Genomic DNA, 18,105 nt, shown 5'->3' with positions numbered 1-18,105 from the left:
TTAGTTCAACTTTAGAGTGAGTGCGTCATTTCGATTGTTTTCATGTTTATCATCAACCGACTTAGAGATGTCGCCAATCGCTTGAAAATCTTCATGAGTCCAAACCGATTTGTCCGTCAATGTGCTCGGAAGTATATCAAATGACTGAATCTTGTCAGCTTTTACCAGTTGTAACTGTCCATATTGCTCAAGCTCTTCAAATGGCGTCAAAGATAGAGGTGTACCATTGGTGACGGCATTTGGAATCAGATCTAGGCTAAAGTGATAGTCACGTGTTTTCACTACCCATTTGTTTGGCAGTCGTTTTGAGCTGTCCCACCAAATACCATCAATCTCTTTGAGTTTGGCTATCGTCGTATCTTCGTCCTGCGCATCAAGCATCTTGAGGTGTTTACGGAAATAGTCTGGGAACAGCACGACAAACGCTTCTTGTTTGATCTCAGGGTTTATCTTGAGAATTTCATAAGCGATGAGTGCGCCTAGCATGTTCGAATACAAATCTTCCGGTGAGAATGCAGAAGGGTATTCTTTAAAACCACCGACAGAGACTAGACCAAACCACTGGGCAATTTCGTGCCATTGTGCTAGTCGGAATGCCATGAGTGCCGCGAGTTTCGCCTCATCGTGATTGTCACTATTTAGCTGATCCAGATTCTCAAATACGATGCGTCGCTCACGAAGTTCTGGTGTCAGGTTTACTTCGTAACTGTTCTCTTCACGCTGCTTGAGAGAGCGATAGAGGTAAAACGCGAAATCAGCAGTGTCTCGTACGTGTGCCGTATCGATGAAACCACCTTTATTAGTGAAAATCAGACCATTGACTTCGTCAGACGTGCCAAACAAGCTGCCGACGACACTCGCAGAGCCGTCGTTGAACACATGAGCATTGACGTCTTCGGTGTTAAGCACGTTTTTGATGGAGTAAAACGGGACAGGGACACTTCCTAATTCCGCTTTAAGACCGGTGCCAAAAGCGCAGCATGGTCTTATCCCTACTGGTACGGTCTCAGTTTCTGCGAAGGTCGGGGCTGCAGCGGTAAGGCTAAGACTCAGTAACAATAGTAATTTTTTCATAAGTAAACCAAATGAGTTTGTGGAACGAAAAAGCGGGAGATTGTGCAGTGTACGTATCAGCGCTTTGTCAAAAAAATGCAATAATTTATGGTTTCGATAATAGTAGTTTGTCGTATTCAAATTAGCCATTTTGCGCCAGTTGATTGAAAGTAGACCAAATAGTCAGCGTGATTCACTGTTTATTCTCGGACGGCTCTGATTGAACCTGGTTTCGTCCTTTCTCTTTTGCCCTATACAAAGCAGCATCGGCATTCTCTAATAACCATTGAGTGGCGATTTGCTCGTCAACAACCTGGTGAGAAACGCCAATAGACACGGATAACACACCAAATGGCTCATTGCCTGTATGAGGGATTTTTAGATCACTCACTTCTAATCGCATTCGCTCGGCGAGGACTAACGCTTCTTGGTGACTCACGTTGATAAGTAGGGCACAAAACTCTTCACCGCCAATCCGAGCGACCATGTGTCCGCACGGTGCGAGTATATGTTTAAGTGCGTTGGCGACATACCTCAGGGCAAAATCACCCTGAACATGACCGTAAAGGTCGTTGTACTGTTTGAAGTGGTCGACGTCGATCATCATAGTGGTAATGGTGCTTACGTAGAGACTGTTCGCGTGATGCTCTAGTTCATTCATAAATGGACGGCGATTAGGAAGTCCGGTTAACTCATCGGTTTCTGCCGCAATGTGCAGACGCTGATTCGCTTCAATGAGTTCATCTTGCAGCGCTGTCATCTCTTTTTGGTTTCTCATCCGGATGTGCAGTTCACTCACTGTCGTCGATAATCGACTCAAAATAGTCTTTTGTGTGTCGCTCCACGGAGAGGGTTCTTTAGTGTTTGAAGCGACTAATAAGCCAAATATTGACTTGCCATCAATCAGTGGAAAGATGGCAACAGATTGAATGCTCAGTTCAGATAGCATTTGATATTCGTTTTCGGCGTCTCGTCGCAGAGTCTCGGTGTCATTGATTAAGATCGGCTCCAGTGAGCGCAACCGACGTTGTAAAAAGGTCATTGAATCTATGTTGAAACCTTGGCCGTAGGGGTTGTCACTGCCATCTGAGCGCCAAGAGTAGCGATACTTTGCTACGTTGTCTTCTACAGCAAGGACGCTCAGTCTGTCGATGTTAAGTAGGCTTCCGATAGGTTCAAACGCTCGATACATGACCGTCGCCATGCTCTCTTCATTACACGTCAGAATATTCAAAGACATGTCTGCCAAGATTCGGTGAAGTTGGCTTTGCGTTTTATAGGCTTTCGTTTGGAGCTGGATGCTTTGTTCTAACTGATTTTGGTGGTGGAGAAGCTGTCTCTCGGTTCTTCTTTGCGCCGCAATGGCGCGTCTAGAGGTGCTGTTGAGTTGTTGCAGTGCCTTGGCAACATAAGAGAGTTCATCATCGCTTTGAGTGAGGCTTTCAGGGAGCTCAAGCTTGCGGGTGGTTTTAGGGTTAATAGTTTTAGATAGCGTGTATAGCTCCTTCAATGGCTTAGTAACCAGCACGTATATAATTATGATGACCACCAAAATGATCACTAACGCTTCTAAGGTGTTGAGTGCCAACCCTAGCCAGAGGCGCGACAAGACTTCTTGTTGTATGAGTGCGTCGTCAATATGGTAGGAGAGTATGCCTAAGAATCGCCCGTTGTACCTCAGTTCATAACTATGGTGGTCGTTAGATTGAAAGCTATCATCGCTGGAGCTGATTTGAGTCCCGTCAATGCCATCTAGACGAATATCTCGAATGTACTTGTCTTCACTAATACTGACAATGAGCTGCTCAAGTTGTCGCAAGTCTAGATCCCAAAGAGCTTCTGAAATGGGGTGACTGAGCGAGCGAACATGCCGGGTCGCATTGTTTTCGATATCCACCAGTTCTTGTTGGTAGTCAACATAAGCTTGAATATTGATATTGACGATAGCCAGCATACCGGTAACCACGAGCATGATTGCGATGATTTTGTGTCTTAGCGTTTTGATTGGAAATGACTTCATTGAGCCTCCCCGAGCTGAGGGGAAAACGGATTAATGGGGTTTGCTCGAATATCGATGCGTTTGAAGTCGATGCTGCTCCAATCTTTTTGCTTCATGATGTCAAACAAGTCTGAAGGATACATAATCGGTTGGAATAGGTTGTATTTGGTGCGCTGAGGCCAAGGCTCTCCCTTGGCATAATGATAGATTTTCACTAACGCCAAGCCAACCGCAGTAAAGTGCCCTCCAGATAAGGATGCAATTTGTTTTTGAGCAAGCGCATTCAACACTTCGGCCGACGTATTGATGGTACCAATAAAAACATCTTTTCCGGCCGTTAGACCCACATCCTCTAAAGCGCGAATAGCCCCAAAGGCCATGTGATCGTTAGCTGTCCACAGATAACGAATGTCTTTATGACGGTTTAGTAGAACCTTTGCTTGCTCATAAGCGATGGATTCCTGCCAGTCACCATAAACTCGTTGAGACAGTGACACTCGCTCTTCCTGCATAATGAACGATGTGGCTCCCGCTTCACGGTTAATAGAAGCGGGCGTGTTTTTATCGCCAGATATCAAGACAAAGTCACCTGGCACACTTCCCCCACTCGAAAACAAGCTTTGAGCACTCAGGTAACCGATGTTGTAGTTGTTAGGAAATACCCCAGGTAGCAGGCGGTGTGCATATTTAGGATTTGCGTAGATGATGCGTTTTTCGCTTGCAGTTAAGTCATTAAGGGCGAAGGTGACTTGACTTGCGCGCGGCGCTATTGGCTCGAGAAGGTTTTGCCCCGATCCTTTTTCATTCACTAGGATAACGAAATCAGGCTCCGGTGCTTTTTTCATTCGCTCAGCAAGCTTTTGCTGCGTGAGAATGCGGTCCCGCTGACCATGGATAATTTCTAGTTGGATATCAAGCGACTGTGCGGCTGCTATGGCATATTTGTCTACATCGCCCCAAAAGCTCTCATCTGAAAAGCCTGGATTGACGAATAGTACTTGGATGTTGGCCGAGCGCGACTCCTCCCCCTCCGTGGAGGCAAACGTGATATTCCCCAAAAAGCAGCAAGTGACAAGCACCCAAAACAATTTCATACAAACACTCCCTGTGTTAGAGGGATTATGGGAGCGAACAGTGCACGCGTCGAACTATTGTGAGCCGAATCACATGGTTTGTTTGGTGATTCTCATTTTTTGAACTCTGATTCAGCTTTGAGGCAAGTAGAACCTGGTTGGAGTTGAACGGTTTGGCTTGTGGCGGAGAAAGCGAGGGGCATTGTCCCTCGCTTTGGGAGCTTGATATGGTGACTAGCTGTCGCTCAGTGGTTTAGATTTGTTCATTCGCTTAATCCAAGCTCTTGAGGGATGCAGCTCAGACAGAACGTCGACTGGCAGCGGCAGCGGGTCACCACATATCTGTGAAGCAAGCGTTTCAGCGAGAAGAGGTGCAGAGCTTAGACCGCGGGAACCCAAGCCCAGCAAACAATAAAGGCCTGTGTAGTTTGGCAGCTTCTCTGGCTTCGATAGCGCGTCACTATAGCTCTTGTCGAGCGAGGCAAAATCGGTGACCGGTCCCATGAAAGGTAAGTGGTCACGACTGACGGTTCTGATGCCTTGGCGCGCTTTGTTATCACTCGTGTCAACGTCATTGACCCAATCTACACTTGGGATGCAGGCTCTCAGTTTATCGCCATTCTCTTGTTGGGCGATGTCGTCAAAATCAGTATCAATATTCTTTCTGTCGTAGCTAGCCCCGATACAGTGAGTCATTGTCTTTGGATTGTGGGGCGTCATATACCCGTCGTAGCAAAGTACTGATTGAATCTTTTGTAGCACGCTGGTGGTCGGTATGTGGCTTACCTGTCCTTTTACTGCCGTAAGATGCAACGGCTTAGTTTGCTCGATTTGCGTAAACTCATGACCGTTAGCGATGATCACAGCGTCAAAGTGCTGCGTTTGTGGCTCACTAGAGTTACTTAGCAATATTTGCCATTTGTCTTCTTCTATCTGCGTTAGTGATGCTACTTCGCTGTTGAAGTGAACTGAGAGCATCCCAGAGGTCATGTAATGTTCAATTAAACCCTTGGTGAGCTCTGCCGGGCATAGCCAGCCTCCCAATGGATAATTGACGCTAGCGTGCGGTGACTCCACCCCAATTGCAGCGGTGGTTTGCGCCGCATCCAATCGTTGAATGAGCTCCGTTGGAAAGTTGCTAGAGAGCATTCTTTCCAGTTTTTTCTCTGATTTTTCATCCCACATCAGTTGTGTCACCCCGCACCAATCATGGTCGAAGTCAAAACGTGTTGCTGCCTGTTCAGCAAATTGTCTCGCATACAGGAAAGCGGGAGCAAAGACGCGAGATACGCCCTGATGTTCGCCATTTAGGAGCGGATAGACAGCACCTTGTCGGTTACCTGATGCACCTTGCGCTGGCTCATTATCTTTACAATAGAGCGTGGTCTTGATACCGCGTTGAGCCAGAGAAGCAACAAGGGTTGCGCTGGCAATGCCACCACCGACAATGGCGACGAGCTTAGGATTCGAGTTTGCGTCACGATAGTAAAGAGCATCGTAGTTTGAGAAAGGTGCTTTGTTTGCGATATGGCCAACAATCATGTCTCGCTTAGTACCGAAACCTTTTGCTTTTTTCATATCGAAGCCGGCTTCGATAAGACCGCGACGAACAAAACCCGCAGCGGTAAACGTCGCGCAGGTGCAATCTTGTTTGGCTAATTTGACCATGTTGTTGAACAGCTCTTGGTTCCACATCTCAGGGTTTTTGCTTGGCGCAAATCCATCTAAGAACCAGCAATCAACCACACCTTCACTTGGAGTCGGAACTAAAGGCATGCAATCTTTAATGTCACCAAACCAGAGATCCAGCGTGATCGCGCCGTCAGCGAGCACGATGCGGTGACATTCTGGTACAGCAATAGGGTAGTGCGCTTGTAATTGCTCAGCGTAATTAGCGAGCTCAGGCCATGACTGATGAGCTTTGACAAGATCTTGTTTGGAAAGCGGGTATTTTTCAAAACTGATGAAATGCAGCTCTTTGAGTGACGCGTCTGGGTTTTGCTCTCGGAACTGCTCAAACCATTGCCACACCGCAAGAAAGTTAAGTCCGGTACCAAAACCAGTCTCCGCAATGACGAAGCGACGCTGGTCGAGTTCGTTCCAACGCTCCGGAAGTCGGTTTTGCTTCAAGAATACGTAACGAGTTTCTTCTAAACCATTGACATTAGAGAAGTAAACATCGTCAAATTGATCGGATACAGGGGTTCCCGACTCATTCCAGTCGAGTTGAGCATGAGTGATGGAAGTCATAATTTTGACACTTATCTTGTGTTATACCCGTTTGTAGAAAGTTATCACAACTACATTTAGTGGGGCATCGATAGCATTTATTGATGCGAATTGTACGAATTTATGGGAAAGCTGACCACTTTTATCCTGTATCTTCGTTATCATTTAGCCGTTTTTGAATTTATAGGAATGTCACATGAAACGAGTCGTAATTACCGGTATGGGTATTGTTTCGAGCATCGGTAACAACGTGGAAGAAGTTTTAGCGTCTCTTAAAGCAGGCCGTTCTGGTATTAACGCCTCTGAGCAATTCAAAGAGATGGGCCTTCGTTCTCAGGTTTGGGGTGATCTGAAAATCAACCCAGCTGAGCACATCGACCGTAAAAAAATGCGCTTCATGGGCGACGCGGCAGCGTACGCTTATCTTTCAATGGAGCAAGCGATCGAAGACGCGGGTTTGACAGAAGACCAAGTTTCAAATGACCGCACGGGTATTGTTGCGGGTTCAGGTGGTGCATCTGCACTTAACCAAACAGTTGCTGTTGATACGCTTCGCGCTAAAGGTGTGAAACGTGTTGGCCCTTACATGGTACCTCGTACCATGTCTTCTACCGTGTCAGCATGTCTTGCGACACCGTTTAAAATCCGTGGTGTGAACTACACAATGAGCTCTGCATGTGCAACTTCTGCTCACTGTATCGGTCACGCAATGGAGCTTATCCAGCTTGGTAAACAAGATATCGTTTTTGCTGGTGGCGGCGAAGAGCTAGATTGGTCTCAAACTATGATGTTTGATGCGATGGGTGCGCTATCAACTAAGTACAACGAAACGCCAGAAAAAGCGTCTCGTACTTACGATGCTAACCGTGACGGTTTCGTTATCTCTGGTGGCGGCGGTATGGTTGTCGTTGAAGAACTCGAACACGCACTCGCTCGTGGCGCAAAGATCTACGGTGAAGTCGTAGGTTACGGCGCAACGTCTGATGGCTACGACATGGTAGCACCATCTGGTGAAGGCGCTGTGCGTTGTATGAAGATGGCGATGCAAGACGTTGAAGTGATTGATTACGTGAACACTCACGGTACATCAACACCTGTAGGTGACGTGAAAGAACTTGGCGCTATCCAAGAAGTGTTTGGTGGCAACAGTCCAGCAATCTCTGCAACTAAAGCGATGACAGGTCACGCCCTAGGTGCAGCAGGTGTGCACGAAGCGATTTACTCAACGCTAATGCTACACCATGGCTTCATCGCTCCAAGCATCAACGTTGATGAGCTAGATGAAGCCGCTCAAGGTCTAGACATTGTGACAGAAACGCGTGAGCAAGAGCTAAACACGGTAATGTCAAACAGCTTTGGCTTTGGCGGCACTAATGCAACGCTAGTACTGAAAAAATATCAAGGTTAATCCTGGATAATCAGTTTCAATGATTTCCAGAGCTGATCAGTGAAAACTGGTCGCAGACGCAAGTTTTAGCCCCTGGAGAGCGGGTTAGAATCCTTTTGTTCTGGATCTTGCCCAGCCTTATGGCTGGGCATTTTTCTTTCTAACACTCCAGTCAGACTCTCTTTGTGTATCGTTCACTCGACACGTGCTGATATATCTTGCACAATTCAGCCTATTGTAAGGACAACCCCTTTGGATACTCCCATGAAGATTATTGTTGATGAGGCAATGCCTTATGCTGTCGAACTGTTTAGTCAGCTAGGTGAAGTCATCGCAAAACCAGGCCGTGAGCTAACGGCGGACGATCTCGTTGATGTCGATGCATTGATGATTCGTTCAATCACTAAGGTTAACGAAGCGCTATTGGAAAAGGCGAACAAGCTTAAGTTTGTTGGAACCGCAACGGCAGGAATGGACCATGTTGATCAAGCTTTGCTCAAGCAGCGCGGAATCTTCTTTACTGCAGCGCCAGGTTGTAACAAGGTCGGTGTTGCCGAGTATGTCATCAGTAGCTTGATGGTGATCGCCCAACAGCAAGGTTTTTCTATCTTTGACAAGACCGTTGGCATCATTGGCTGTGGCCAGGTGGGTAGCTATCTACAAAAGTGTCTACAAGGTATCGGCATTAACGTATTGCTTAATGATCCGATAAAACAAAGTGAAGGTGATGAGAGAACCTTTACCGAGTTAGACGCTCTGCTTGAGCAGTCTGATGTGGTCACTATGCATACACCTATCACTCGCGACGGTGACTACCCAACCCATCATCTCATTGACCAAGCGCGCCTTGCTAATTTTCGCAGCAACCAGATCTTGATCAACGCTGCACGTGGCCCTGTTGTTGATAACGAGGCATTAAAGCAGCGACTGCTTCAGAAAGATGGCTTTACCGCTGTATTAGATGTGTTCGAGTTTGAGCCAGTAGTTGATTTTGATCTATTACCTCTGTTAACGTTCGCGACCCCTCACATCGCCGGTTATGGTCTTGAAGGTAAAGCTCGTGGCACCACCATGATCTTTAACAGCTATTGTGAGTTTCTTGGGTTGTCTGAACGTGCAAACCCTGATGCACTTTTACCCGTTGCGCCAATTCCTGAATTGACGCTTGATCGTGCTTGGGATGAAGCAGCACTGCACAGTATGACGCAGATCATCTATGATGTACGCAAGGACGACGCCATTTTCCGTCGTGAAATCCACAACGAAAATGGTTTCGACAAAATGCGCAAGTTTTATTGGGATAGACGCGAATACGGCGCCGTCCTTGTTAAGGGTGATGAGACATGTAATCTCGCGCCGTTAGCAGAACTAGGATTTCAAATCGAGGTAACTAAATGAGCCAACAATTTAATATCGCTGTATTTGGAGCAACAGGTGCTGTAGGTGAAACTATGGTCGAGGTGCTGCAAGAACGTGAGTTTCCGATGGGTGATGTCTTCCTGCTAGCGAGTGAGCGCAGCGAAGGTAAAACGTATCGTATCAACGGTAAAACAGTGAAGGTTGAGAACGTAGAGAACTTCGATTGGTCACAAGTCCATATCGCACTTTTCTCTGCAGGTGGTGAACAGTCGGCAAAATGGGCTCCGATTGCGGCTGATGAAGGCGTCGTTGTGATCGACAACTCCTCAAACTTCCGTTACGACTACGATGTGCCGCTAGTTGTTCCTGAGGTTAACCCAGAGGCAATCGCAGAGTTTAGAAACCGCAATATTATTGCTAATCCAAACTGCTCGACGATCCAAATGCTGGTGGCACTGAAGCCAATTCATGATGCGGTAGGTATTGAACGCATCAACGTGACAACGTATCAGTCGGTGTCTGGTGCAGGTAAGAGTGGTATTGATGAGCTAGCAGGCCAAACGGCAATGCTGTTAAACGGCAAGCCAGTTGAGCCAAAAGCGTTTGGTCAGCAGATTGCATTTAACTGCATCCCGCAAATTGATCAGTTTATGGATAACGGCTACACCAAAGAAGAGATGAAGATGGTTTGGGAGACCCAAAAAATCTTCAATGACTCAAGCATTATGGTCAACCCAACGTGTGTTCGCGTACCGGTATTCTACGGTCATGCGGAAGCGGTTCACCTAGAGACTCGCGCACCTATCTCTGCAGAAGAGGTGGTTCAATTGCTTGAGCAAGCTGAAGGTATCGAAGTGTTCCACGGCGAAGATATGCCAACGCAAGTTCGTGACGCGGGCGGTAAAGATCATGTGATGGTCGGTCGTATTCGTAACGATATTAGCCATCATAGCGGCGTTAACTTGTGGGTTGTTGCGGACAACGTGCGCAAAGGTGCTGCAACTAACGCAGTACAAATTGCGGAAGTGTTGATTCGCGATTATTTCTAGGTAGTGGCTTCTAGGTAGTGCTCTCTAGGCAGTGGCTTCTAAGTCGTTGCTTCTGAGCTGCGATAACATCGCACACCAATTGTGTGAGTGAGGGTTTTAGCGCTCTCTTGTCACTTTTTAATCAAAGGCTCCGTTTTAGGGGCCTTTGTGCTGTTAAGCAATGTAAAAATGGTACCAATATCATGCTTGAATCATGTTTTTTCAAGGCTGAACTATAGTTTTGGAGTGATTATCCGATATAGTACCGAGATAAGAATTGTTTTATTTATTGCAGATAGCTGAGCCTTCCATGCATCATTTTTTAAAGCCTTTGCTAGTGACGTTAGCACTAGCAGGAGCGACAACACCTTTTTCAATCAGCGCTGACACTATTCGATTAACCGGTCCTAACGGCGAAGTCATCTCGGCTCCACAATATTCACAACCGGTACGCCAAGCCGTCGCGTCAGAATCTGACTCGCCGGCGCGTTATTATGGACCAACGGGACCAAACGAAACCCTATGGTCAATCGCAAGTCGATTTAAGCCAGCAAATGCGAGTGTTCAACAAACCATCTATGCGTTTTACGAGCTAAACCCAGGGCAGTTTGAGCAGAATAATATTCATCAGCTTGCCCCCGGTAGCGAGTTGCGAATCCCGTCTAATGAGTTAATCAATCGTGTTGACCTACAAGAAGCGCTCGCGGTGCTTTCTGCACACCAAAATAAGCTCAATCAAAGTGTTGCTCCTACACCAGCTCCTAGACCAGAACGGGCTGTAACGCCTAGTCCGTCAGTTGCAGAACCATCGGTTGTAGAGCCAAAGGTTGCAGATAAGCCACCAGTACCCGCGCAGCCGATAGTCAAAGAGACACCAACACCAGAAGTGGCGGAGACCATACCGTCTGTGCCTAAGTCTTCAGCTTCGGGTACAACGAAAGCTGAGCCAGATGCGACGCAAGCACTTAGAGAAGAGCTAAGTCGCTCTGAAAGCGAATTGCTTTCTCTGGAAGAGCGTAACCATCAGCTAAGACTCATGCTGTCAGAAGTACAGAATGAGGTCGAAGTCCTAAAGACGGAAGTGGATAACGAAGAGCGCATTCGCAGTGAAGTTGAGCGTCAGCTTAGTGAAGAGAAGCGCAAGCAAGCTGAGCTTGCTCGCTTGGCACCTAGCCAACTTGACGTTTGGTTAGCCAAACCTTGGTTCGTGGCATTGCTGGCGAGTATTCCTGCTCTTTTAGTTGGTTTACTGGTGATGATGATCATGCGCTCACGCAAGCGCAGCAATGAGCCTGCGGTTTCGAAAGCGGTAGAAGATAATCAGTTAGCATCAAGTAATAGTCCAGAGGGCGCAAGGGTCGCTGCGATGGGGGGTGCCGCGCTCGCCGCAGGAGCGGTCGCAGCCGATGAAGAGGAAGACCTATTCTCAGATGACCTATTAGCGGGTCTTGAAGAAGATGACACTACCGACGAAGAGCCTAAGGAAGATGCTGAGCCTGATGTGTTCGCGGACCTTGATGAAAGTGACTTCGATTTCAATCTAGATGATGACGACGACCCATTTGCCAGCATTGATGACGATGGTGAGCTGGATATCGGCGTGGTAGATCTTGATGCCAGCAACAACGGTATCAGTGTTAAGAATGGCGAAAAAGCACTGGGTCTGGAAGAGATGGAACGAGCGCTCAATGATGTCGCCGTGCCAGGTGATGACGTTGATGACCTCGATTTAGATCTGTCAGATGAAGATGATAGTGATGAAGTGGTCTCTCAAGACGATCTAGATAGCCTGTTCGCTAATTTCAGCCTAGACAGTGATACAGAATCCGATAAAGCGCCGATTGACGATGAAGACAATTCTTCGCTCGACCAGGCCCAGATGGATGAGTTACTTGCAGGAGACGATTTTGATCTCGATGAAGGTGACATCGATCTTGATGATCTATCCGCTGACTCACCGCTGGCATCACTCGATAAACTGATTGCTGAGGATAGCAAGTCGACAGATAGCGTCGCAGAAGACAGCAATACACCAGATCTAAATACCCACGACATTGAAGAAAGCTTCGATTTAGATTCGCCAAATGAAGCCTCTGAAAGCGTCGGTAATGACGATATTGATGACCTGTTTGCCCAGTTCTCTCAAATAGATGCAACACCGGAGTCAACGACGGATACCGATGCACAAGTAGCGAACGAATCCGACGTTGATTTACTAGATGAGATGCTCGAGGACGACTTTGAGCTATCCGATCTTGATGATTCAGATTTGATGCTTGATGAGGTCTTGTCTGCTGAAGATGCGCAAAGCCAATCCGATGATGACGACGTTCACTTATTAGCGGACGAAGATGACAACCTAGACGAAAACAGTACTGACCTGCTAGATGAAGTCTTGTTTGAAAGTCATCTTTCTAGCTCTACTCAAGATGAGTTAGATGATGACTTCGACCTAGATCCTTTCTCTTCAGATAGCTTGTTAGGATCTGACATTGCTGATGAAGACAATACAGTTTCATCTGTTGAAACGGTTTTGGACCAACAAGAAGATGAACTGGATTTAGACGACATCGATGCTTTATTGGCTGAGAATTCTCTGGATAGTTCAACCCAAGATGCTGCTGAACTCGAAGCATCCGACGATATTGCTGCTGACGAGAGCTCAGCGGTTGAAGAATTGTCTCAAGCAGCCAGTGAAACGGTAAGCGAAGTTGAAGCGTTTGACGCGCCGCAGCAACAGTCAAACGAAGAGCATCATGAGCTCGAAGTTGATCTAGAGGATACGGCGGTCTCCGAAGACGATATTGACGCGTTGCTAAATGAAGTCAGTGCCCAGCAGGTCGAAGAGAAGGCCGTGCCAGAGTCGGTGGATGTAGACCTAACTGCTGCTGAGGCTGATCCAGAGGTTGAAACTGTCGATGAAGAGGCTCTCGACGCTCATCAGTCTCCGGAAGAACCTTCTCTAGAGCTTGATGCGGAACAGGATAGTGTTGCGCCGCAAGCGCTGTCAGAGCCGACTTCGGACTCGTCTGCGGACTTTGAGTTTGCACCAGAGATTGAAGGTGCAAGTAACCTAACTCATGAGGAAGATAATTCCGAGCAGGCACGAAAAGAGTTGGATGCTCTGGTCGCTAATGAGTTTGGTATACCTTCGGACGATGATTGGCTTGTAGACGACGTAGAGAGTGCGTCATCTGATGCTAAATCAGTCGCAGCTGAGTCAGATTTGTTTGAATCTCTAGAGACTGAGCCTGTTGACAGTGCTACGGCATCAACCGAAACAGAGCTTGATGACGCAGAATTTTTAGCGAACGCTCTACAGAGTGAATACGGTGAAGAGCAAGCCTTTGCAGATGCCGAAGGTGAGGGTGAAGACTTACCAATGTCAGAGGACTCTGCTGACGGCGAGTTTGCTTTTGCTGATGACGAGCTTCCGGAGTACAGCGAGGAAGATGCGATTGCTGATTCTGTGCAAAGTGTACAAGAGCAGGCGCCTGTCGCTGAGACACTCTCTGAAGATGAAGCGCCAGCATTAGAACAAGAGCCGACGCCTATACAGAACGACTTGCCAGAGCCTGATAACGAGCTTGTCGACGAAGATTTTGAGTTCCCTGAGTTCACCGAGGAAGACGCGCTGTCAGAGGTTGCTCATGAGCCATCGGAAGATCTCGAACCGCTAACAGTAGGCGAAGACAGTCGTGAGCTAGAAGAGATAAGCTTAGAGTCGATTCCTGAGTATGACGAGCAGCAAGCTGCGATGGATTTTGCTGGGAATGATACCGAGGCCGTTAATTCGACAGAAGGCTCAGACATTTCAGAGCCGTCTTTCGCGCCTCAGGAGATGGTTGGGGAAACCTTAGATCACTCCGAAATCGACGCGCTTGCTGATGCCTTTAATATGGTTGACATGTCAGCTATTGAGCAAGAAGGCAACTTAAACGAGCTACTAAAAGATGGTGATAATGCAGCCTTCTCAAATATTTCTCCCGTCGATCAAACGACAGCGGATAGTGCCGGTTTGGACATTGAAGCGATGCTGCAAGATGCACCAACATCGGATGCGGGGGAAGACTGGAACGGCTTTACGCTGACCGACGATCAACGTGCGGCGATCAACAGTGATATTCCTGCAGAAGAACAAGCGATTTGGAATGACAATGATGCTGGCTCGTTAGCGAAAGCAGCGGATGAAGACTGGTCTTCTCAAGACCCTGACTCCGACTTTGATGCTACAGATAGTCAGTTCATGACCATTGATGAGCTTATGGCTCAGGTGCAAGATGGTGAAGAGTCCGACAAAGATGAAGAAGAGCTAAAGCTTGATGTGGGCTTAGATGAGTTCCCTGATGTTATCGGTCCAATATCCGATGTCGATGTCGATAGCGACTCCGAAGCAGCGGGTAATCTTGATATGGCGAAAATCTATATTGAGATGAACGATTATGAGGGGGCGATTAAGCTACTCGAAAAAGTGTTGCTTGAGGGTTCAGGGCAGATTGAAGACGAAGCCAAACGGCTGCTGAGTAAGTTATCTGAGTATCAATAACCTTTGATAACCCAACTCTAAGTAAAGGAAAAACGGTGGCTGACCACCGTTTTTCCTTTTTTGCTTAATAGCAAAAGTAGCGAATGACCACATCCAAACAGATAAATGACCTTGCATTCACAGGCTGTGACTTTATACAAACGACACTTGCGTATATACTTTGCCCCCTTTGAAAATTCACAGATGCAGAGTTAACGATGAAAGTAGCATTAGGTATTGAGTATAACGGTGCAAAATACTTCGGCTGGCAGAGACAGCGTGAAGTTAATAGCGTTCAAGAAGAGCTAGAGAAAGCACTCTCCGTTGTCGCCAATGAACCTATCGAAGTACAGTGTGCTGGGCGAACTGACGCTGGTGTCCACGGTACAGGGCAAGTGGTGCACTTTGAAACTTCTGCAATCCGTAAGCCCGTAGCATGGACGATGGGCGTCAATGCAAACCTTCCCAAAGATATCGCCGTACGTTGGGCTAAAGAAGTGCCAGAAGCCTTCCACGCGCGTTTCTCCGCGACAGCACGACGTTACCGTTATGTGATCTTCAATCATGATTTGCGTCCTGGCATTTTATCTTCTGGTATCAGCCATTATCATGGAGAGCTTGATGTTGAAAAAATGCATCAAGCTGGTCAGTACTTGCTAGGTGAAAATGACTTCACTTCGTTTAGGGCAGTACAGTGTCAGTCTCGCAGTCCGTGGCGTAATATCATGCATTTAAATGTGTCTCGCCATGGCCCGTATGTTGTGATCGACATTAAAGCCAATGCCTTCGTACATCATATGGTTCGCAACATCACTGGCAGCTTGATTGTCGTTGGTAAAGGCGAGCAGCCACCAGAGTGGTTTGAATGGCTGCTGGCGCAGAAAGATCGCAAACTGGCAGGAGCGACCGCTAAAGCGGAGGGCTTGTACTTGGTTGACGTTGATTATCCTGATGAGTACCAGCTCCCAGAAATGCCAATTGGTCCACTATTTTTGCCAAATGATTTGAACTCTGGCTGGTAATTTCGCTCATATTGATGAGTGAATAGTTGCATTAATAAAGAGTTACGGCTTGGTCACAAGGATAGGTACAACCAGTTTTTTATCTACAGTTTGTCTGTAATATGGTTTAATCCAACGGCATTAATTAGAATTTAACACTTTCGCCATTTTGGCGGGGGTAACAAGAGATAAGGTCTTCCATGAGTTGGCTTGAAAAGATTTTAGAAAAAAGTAATAACATTGTTAGCTCGCGCAAAGCGTCAATCCCAGAAGGTATCTGGACTAAGTGTACGTCGTGCGAGCAAGTTCTATATCACGCTGAACTAGAGCGTAACCTAGAAGTTTGCCCTAAATGTAATCATCACATGCGCATGAAAGCGCGCCGTCGTCTAGAGACTTTCCTAGATGAAGGTAACCGTGTTGAACTTGCTGCTGAACTTGAGCCTCAAGACAAACTTAAGTTCAAAGACTCTAAGCGCTACAAAGAGCGTATTTCTGCTGCTCAGAAAAACAGTGGTGAGAAAGATGCACTTGTTGTTATGCAAGGTGAGTTGCTAGGTCAACCAGTGGTCGCTTGTGCCTTTGAATTCTCGTTCATGGGTGGTTCTATGGGCTCTGTTGTGGGTGCTCGTTTTGTACGTGCAGTAGAAGCGGCTATGGAAAACAACTGTGGTCTGGTCTGTTTCTCTGCAAGTGGCGGCGCACGTATGCAAGAGGCATTGATGTCTCTGATGCAGATGGCGAAAACCAGCGCTGCACTTGAGCGTCTATCTCAAAAAGGTCTGCCATTCGTTTCTGTCATGACTGACCCAACAATGGGTGGTGTATCGGCAAGTTTGGCGATGTTAGGTGATATCAACATTGGCGAGCCTAAAGCGCTTATTGGCTTTGCAGGACGTCGTGTTATCGAGCAGACGGTACGTGAAGACCTACCAGAAGGCTTCCAACGTAGTGAATTCCTACTAGAGCATGGCGCGATCGATATGATTGTAGACCGCCGTGAAATGCGTCAGCGTGTGGGCAGCTTGCTAGCGAAAATGACAAATCAAGCGTCTCCTCTTGTGGTCTCTGTAGAAGATTCTCCAGAAGAACCATCATATGAAGTACCAGAAGCGGACGAAAAAGGGTAAAGTACTCACTAAGTTATCAAACGTTAAGATATTGACGGCTAAATGAGTTCACAATCCATTCCTCAAGCCACATCTTCACTACAGATGTGGCTTGATTACTTAACCAGTATTCATACCAGTGCCATAGATCTTGGCCTAGACCGTGTGTCAGTCGTGGCGCAAAAAGGTCAACTCACCAAACCTGCTCCTAAAGTTATTACCGTTGCCGGCACCAATGGCAAGGGATCAACGTGTGCTTTGATGGAAGCCATCTTGCTCGATGCAGGTTACTCGGTTGGTGTTTACAGCTCACCACACTTAATTCGCTACAACGAACGCGTTCGTATCAATGGCAGCGAACTTCCAGACGAATCTCATACCAAGGCATTCGCCTATATTGAACAGCTTCGTGGTGATGTGAGTTTAAGCTTTTTTGAGTATGCGACACTTGCCGCGCTGAAGCAGTTTCAAGAGCAGAACGTTGATGTGGTTCTGCTCGAAGTTGGACTAGGTGGCCGACTTGATGCGACCAACGTGGTTGATCATGATGTGTCAGTAATTACCAGTCTGGCCGTGGACCACGTAGATTGGTTAGGTGATGATATCAATGTCATCGGTTTTGAAAAGGCGGGTATTTTCCGCTCTGGCAAGCCTGCGATTTGCGGACAACCTAAGCCACCTGCAACGGTTCCCGCTCATGCTGATGATATAGGCGCTGAGTTCTACCAAACGGGTATTCAGTTCGATTACGCGCAGACCTCGGATTCGACTTGGACATGGCATCATGGCACGTTCACGCTAGAAGACCTTCCAATCCCGGTTTTGCCATTGATGAATGCCAATACGGCGCTGATGGCGCTTGGTGCCGCAAATCTTGATATCACGGATATCAATATTGTTAATGGGTTAAAGCAAGCACGCTTGGCGGGTCGTATGCAGATGTTAGCGGGCTCACCGACGACAATTCTTGACGTTGCACACAACCCGCACTCAGCAGAGTATTTAGTAGCACAATTAGGTCGACTCTATCCTGAGACTCGATTCAAAGTGGTTATTGGCATGCTTCACGACAAAGATATCAAGGAGACTATTCGAGTTTTGAATCCTCTGACAGAGCACTGGTATCCTGCTTCTTTAAGTGGGCCTCGCGCCGCCTCTGCGGATGAGTTGTGCTCACATCTAGAGTCCAATGAGACACTAACTCGATACGATTCACCAGTTACGGCCTTTGATGCAGCCAAAGCGGATGCTCAGCCAGAGGATTTGATTCTGGTCGTAGGGTCGTTCCATACCGTTGGTGAGGTTCTCGCGCATTGCGGCGGTACGAGAAGCTAGGACGAAG

The 18,105-nt window shown here is 47.2% G+C and carries 11 protein-coding genes; 7 read left to right on the top strand and 4 right to left on the bottom strand.

Features of this window, described 5'->3' with window-relative positions:
* The 4 genes from LY387_RS11090 to mnmC form a co-directional block, all read right to left on the bottom strand.
* The gene (locus tag LY387_RS11090) at positions 1–1,074 is read right to left on the bottom strand and encodes a DUF4056 domain-containing protein (protein ID WP_234494140.1); all 1,074 of its coding nucleotides are present in this window, start codon (positions 1,072–1,074) and stop codon (positions 1–3) included.
* A gap of 172 nt (positions 1,075–1,246) precedes the next feature.
* Positions 1,247–3,073 (bottom strand): diguanylate cyclase domain-containing protein, encoded by a 1,827-nt coding sequence (locus tag LY387_RS11085; protein ID WP_234494139.1) that lies wholly within the window; start codon positions 3,071–3,073, stop codon positions 1,247–1,249.
* Complete coding sequence (locus tag LY387_RS11080; protein WP_234494138.1) at positions 3,070–4,146, bottom strand: ABC transporter substrate-binding protein; 1,077 nt, start codon at positions 4,144–4,146, stop codon at positions 3,070–3,072. The genes LY387_RS11085 and LY387_RS11080 overlap by 4 nt, the downstream gene beginning before the upstream one ends.
* Before the next feature lie 213 nt (positions 4,147–4,359).
* Complete coding sequence (gene mnmC / locus LY387_RS11075) at positions 4,360–6,375, bottom strand: bifunctional tRNA (5-methylaminomethyl-2-thiouridine)(34)-methyltransferase MnmD/FAD-dependent 5-carboxymethylaminomethyl-2-thiouridine(34) oxidoreductase MnmC (RefSeq protein ID WP_234494137.1); 2,016 nt, start codon at positions 6,373–6,375, stop codon at positions 4,360–4,362.
* Positions 6,376–6,550: 175 nt separating this feature from the next.
* Here mnmC and fabB point away from each other — a divergent pair, with 175 nt between their 5' ends.
* From fabB to folC, 7 genes are all read left to right on the top strand, one after another.
* Positions 6,551–7,762 carry a beta-ketoacyl-ACP synthase I gene (gene fabB / locus LY387_RS11070; RefSeq protein WP_042474295.1) on the top strand — a complete coding sequence of 404 codons (1,212 nt, stop codon included), beginning with the start codon at positions 6,551–6,553 and terminating at the stop codon, positions 7,760–7,762.
* 243 nt (positions 7,763–8,005) lie between these two features.
* Entirely contained in the window at positions 8,006–9,139 is a 1,134-nt protein-coding gene (locus LY387_RS11065) for a 4-phosphoerythronate dehydrogenase (RefSeq protein ID WP_234494136.1), read from the top strand.
* The gene (locus tag LY387_RS11060; RefSeq protein ID WP_234494135.1) at positions 9,136–10,149 is read left to right on the top strand and encodes an aspartate-semialdehyde dehydrogenase; all 1,014 of its coding nucleotides are present in this window, start codon (positions 9,136–9,138) and stop codon (positions 10,147–10,149) included. Before LY387_RS11065 ends, LY387_RS11060 begins: the two co-directional genes overlap by 4 nt.
* Positions 10,150–10,438: 289 nt before the next feature.
* Entirely contained in the window at positions 10,439–14,674 is a 4,236-nt protein-coding gene (locus LY387_RS11055) for a FimV/HubP family polar landmark protein (protein ID WP_234494134.1), read from the top strand.
* A 197-nt stretch (positions 14,675–14,871) separates the two neighbouring features.
* Positions 14,872–15,675, top strand: a complete 804-nt coding sequence (truA, locus tag LY387_RS11050; protein ID WP_234494133.1) for a tRNA pseudouridine(38-40) synthase TruA — start codon at positions 14,872–14,874, stop codon at positions 15,673–15,675.
* 179 nt (positions 15,676–15,854) lie between these two features.
* Entirely contained in the window at positions 15,855–16,784 is a 930-nt protein-coding gene (accD, locus tag LY387_RS11045) for an acetyl-CoA carboxylase, carboxyltransferase subunit beta (protein WP_042474304.1), read from the top strand.
* Positions 16,785–16,826: 42 nt separating this feature from the next.
* Positions 16,827–18,098 carry a bifunctional tetrahydrofolate synthase/dihydrofolate synthase gene (gene folC, locus LY387_RS11040; RefSeq protein ID WP_234494132.1) on the top strand — a complete coding sequence of 424 codons (1,272 nt, stop codon included), beginning with the start codon at positions 16,827–16,829 and terminating at the stop codon, positions 18,096–18,098.
* Positions 18,099–18,105: the final 7 nt, after the last annotated feature.

It is taken from the genome of Vibrio maritimus (genome assembly GCF_021441885.1).
Classification (GTDB): Bacteria; Pseudomonadota; Gammaproteobacteria; order Enterobacterales; family Vibrionaceae; genus Vibrio; species Vibrio maritimus_B.
This window is presented reverse-complemented; position numbering and strand designations above follow the sequence as displayed.

Excerpts from the sequence above, each read along its gene's own strand:
- LY387_RS11090 (WP_234494140.1), bottom strand. The coding sequence starts at position 1,074 with ATGAAAAAATTACTATTGTTACTGAGTCTTAGCCTTACCGCTGCAGCC.
- LY387_RS11085 (WP_234494139.1), bottom strand. The coding sequence starts at position 3,073 with ATGAAGTCATTTCCAATCAAAACGCTAAGACACAAAATCATCGCAATC.
- LY387_RS11080 (WP_234494138.1), bottom strand. The coding sequence starts at position 4,146 with ATGAAATTGTTTTGGGTGCTTGTCACTTGCTGCTTTTTGGGGAATATC.
- mnmC (WP_234494137.1), bottom strand. The coding sequence starts at position 6,375 with ATGACTTCCATCACTCATGCTCAACTCGACTGGAATGAGTCGGGAACC.
- fabB (WP_042474295.1), top strand. The coding sequence starts at position 6,551 with ATGAAACGAGTCGTAATTACCGGTATGGGTATTGTTTCGAGCATCGGT.
- LY387_RS11065 (WP_234494136.1), top strand. The coding sequence starts at position 8,006 with ATGAAGATTATTGTTGATGAGGCAATGCCTTATGCTGTCGAACTGTTT.
- LY387_RS11060 (WP_234494135.1), top strand. The coding sequence starts at position 9,136 with ATGAGCCAACAATTTAATATCGCTGTATTTGGAGCAACAGGTGCTGTA.
- LY387_RS11055 (WP_234494134.1), top strand. The coding sequence starts at position 10,439 with ATGCATCATTTTTTAAAGCCTTTGCTAGTGACGTTAGCACTAGCAGGA.
- truA (WP_234494133.1), top strand. The coding sequence starts at position 14,872 with ATGAAAGTAGCATTAGGTATTGAGTATAACGGTGCAAAATACTTCGGC.
- accD (WP_042474304.1), top strand. The coding sequence starts at position 15,855 with ATGAGTTGGCTTGAAAAGATTTTAGAAAAAAGTAATAACATTGTTAGC.
- folC (WP_234494132.1), top strand. The coding sequence starts at position 16,827 with ATGAGTTCACAATCCATTCCTCAAGCCACATCTTCACTACAGATGTGG.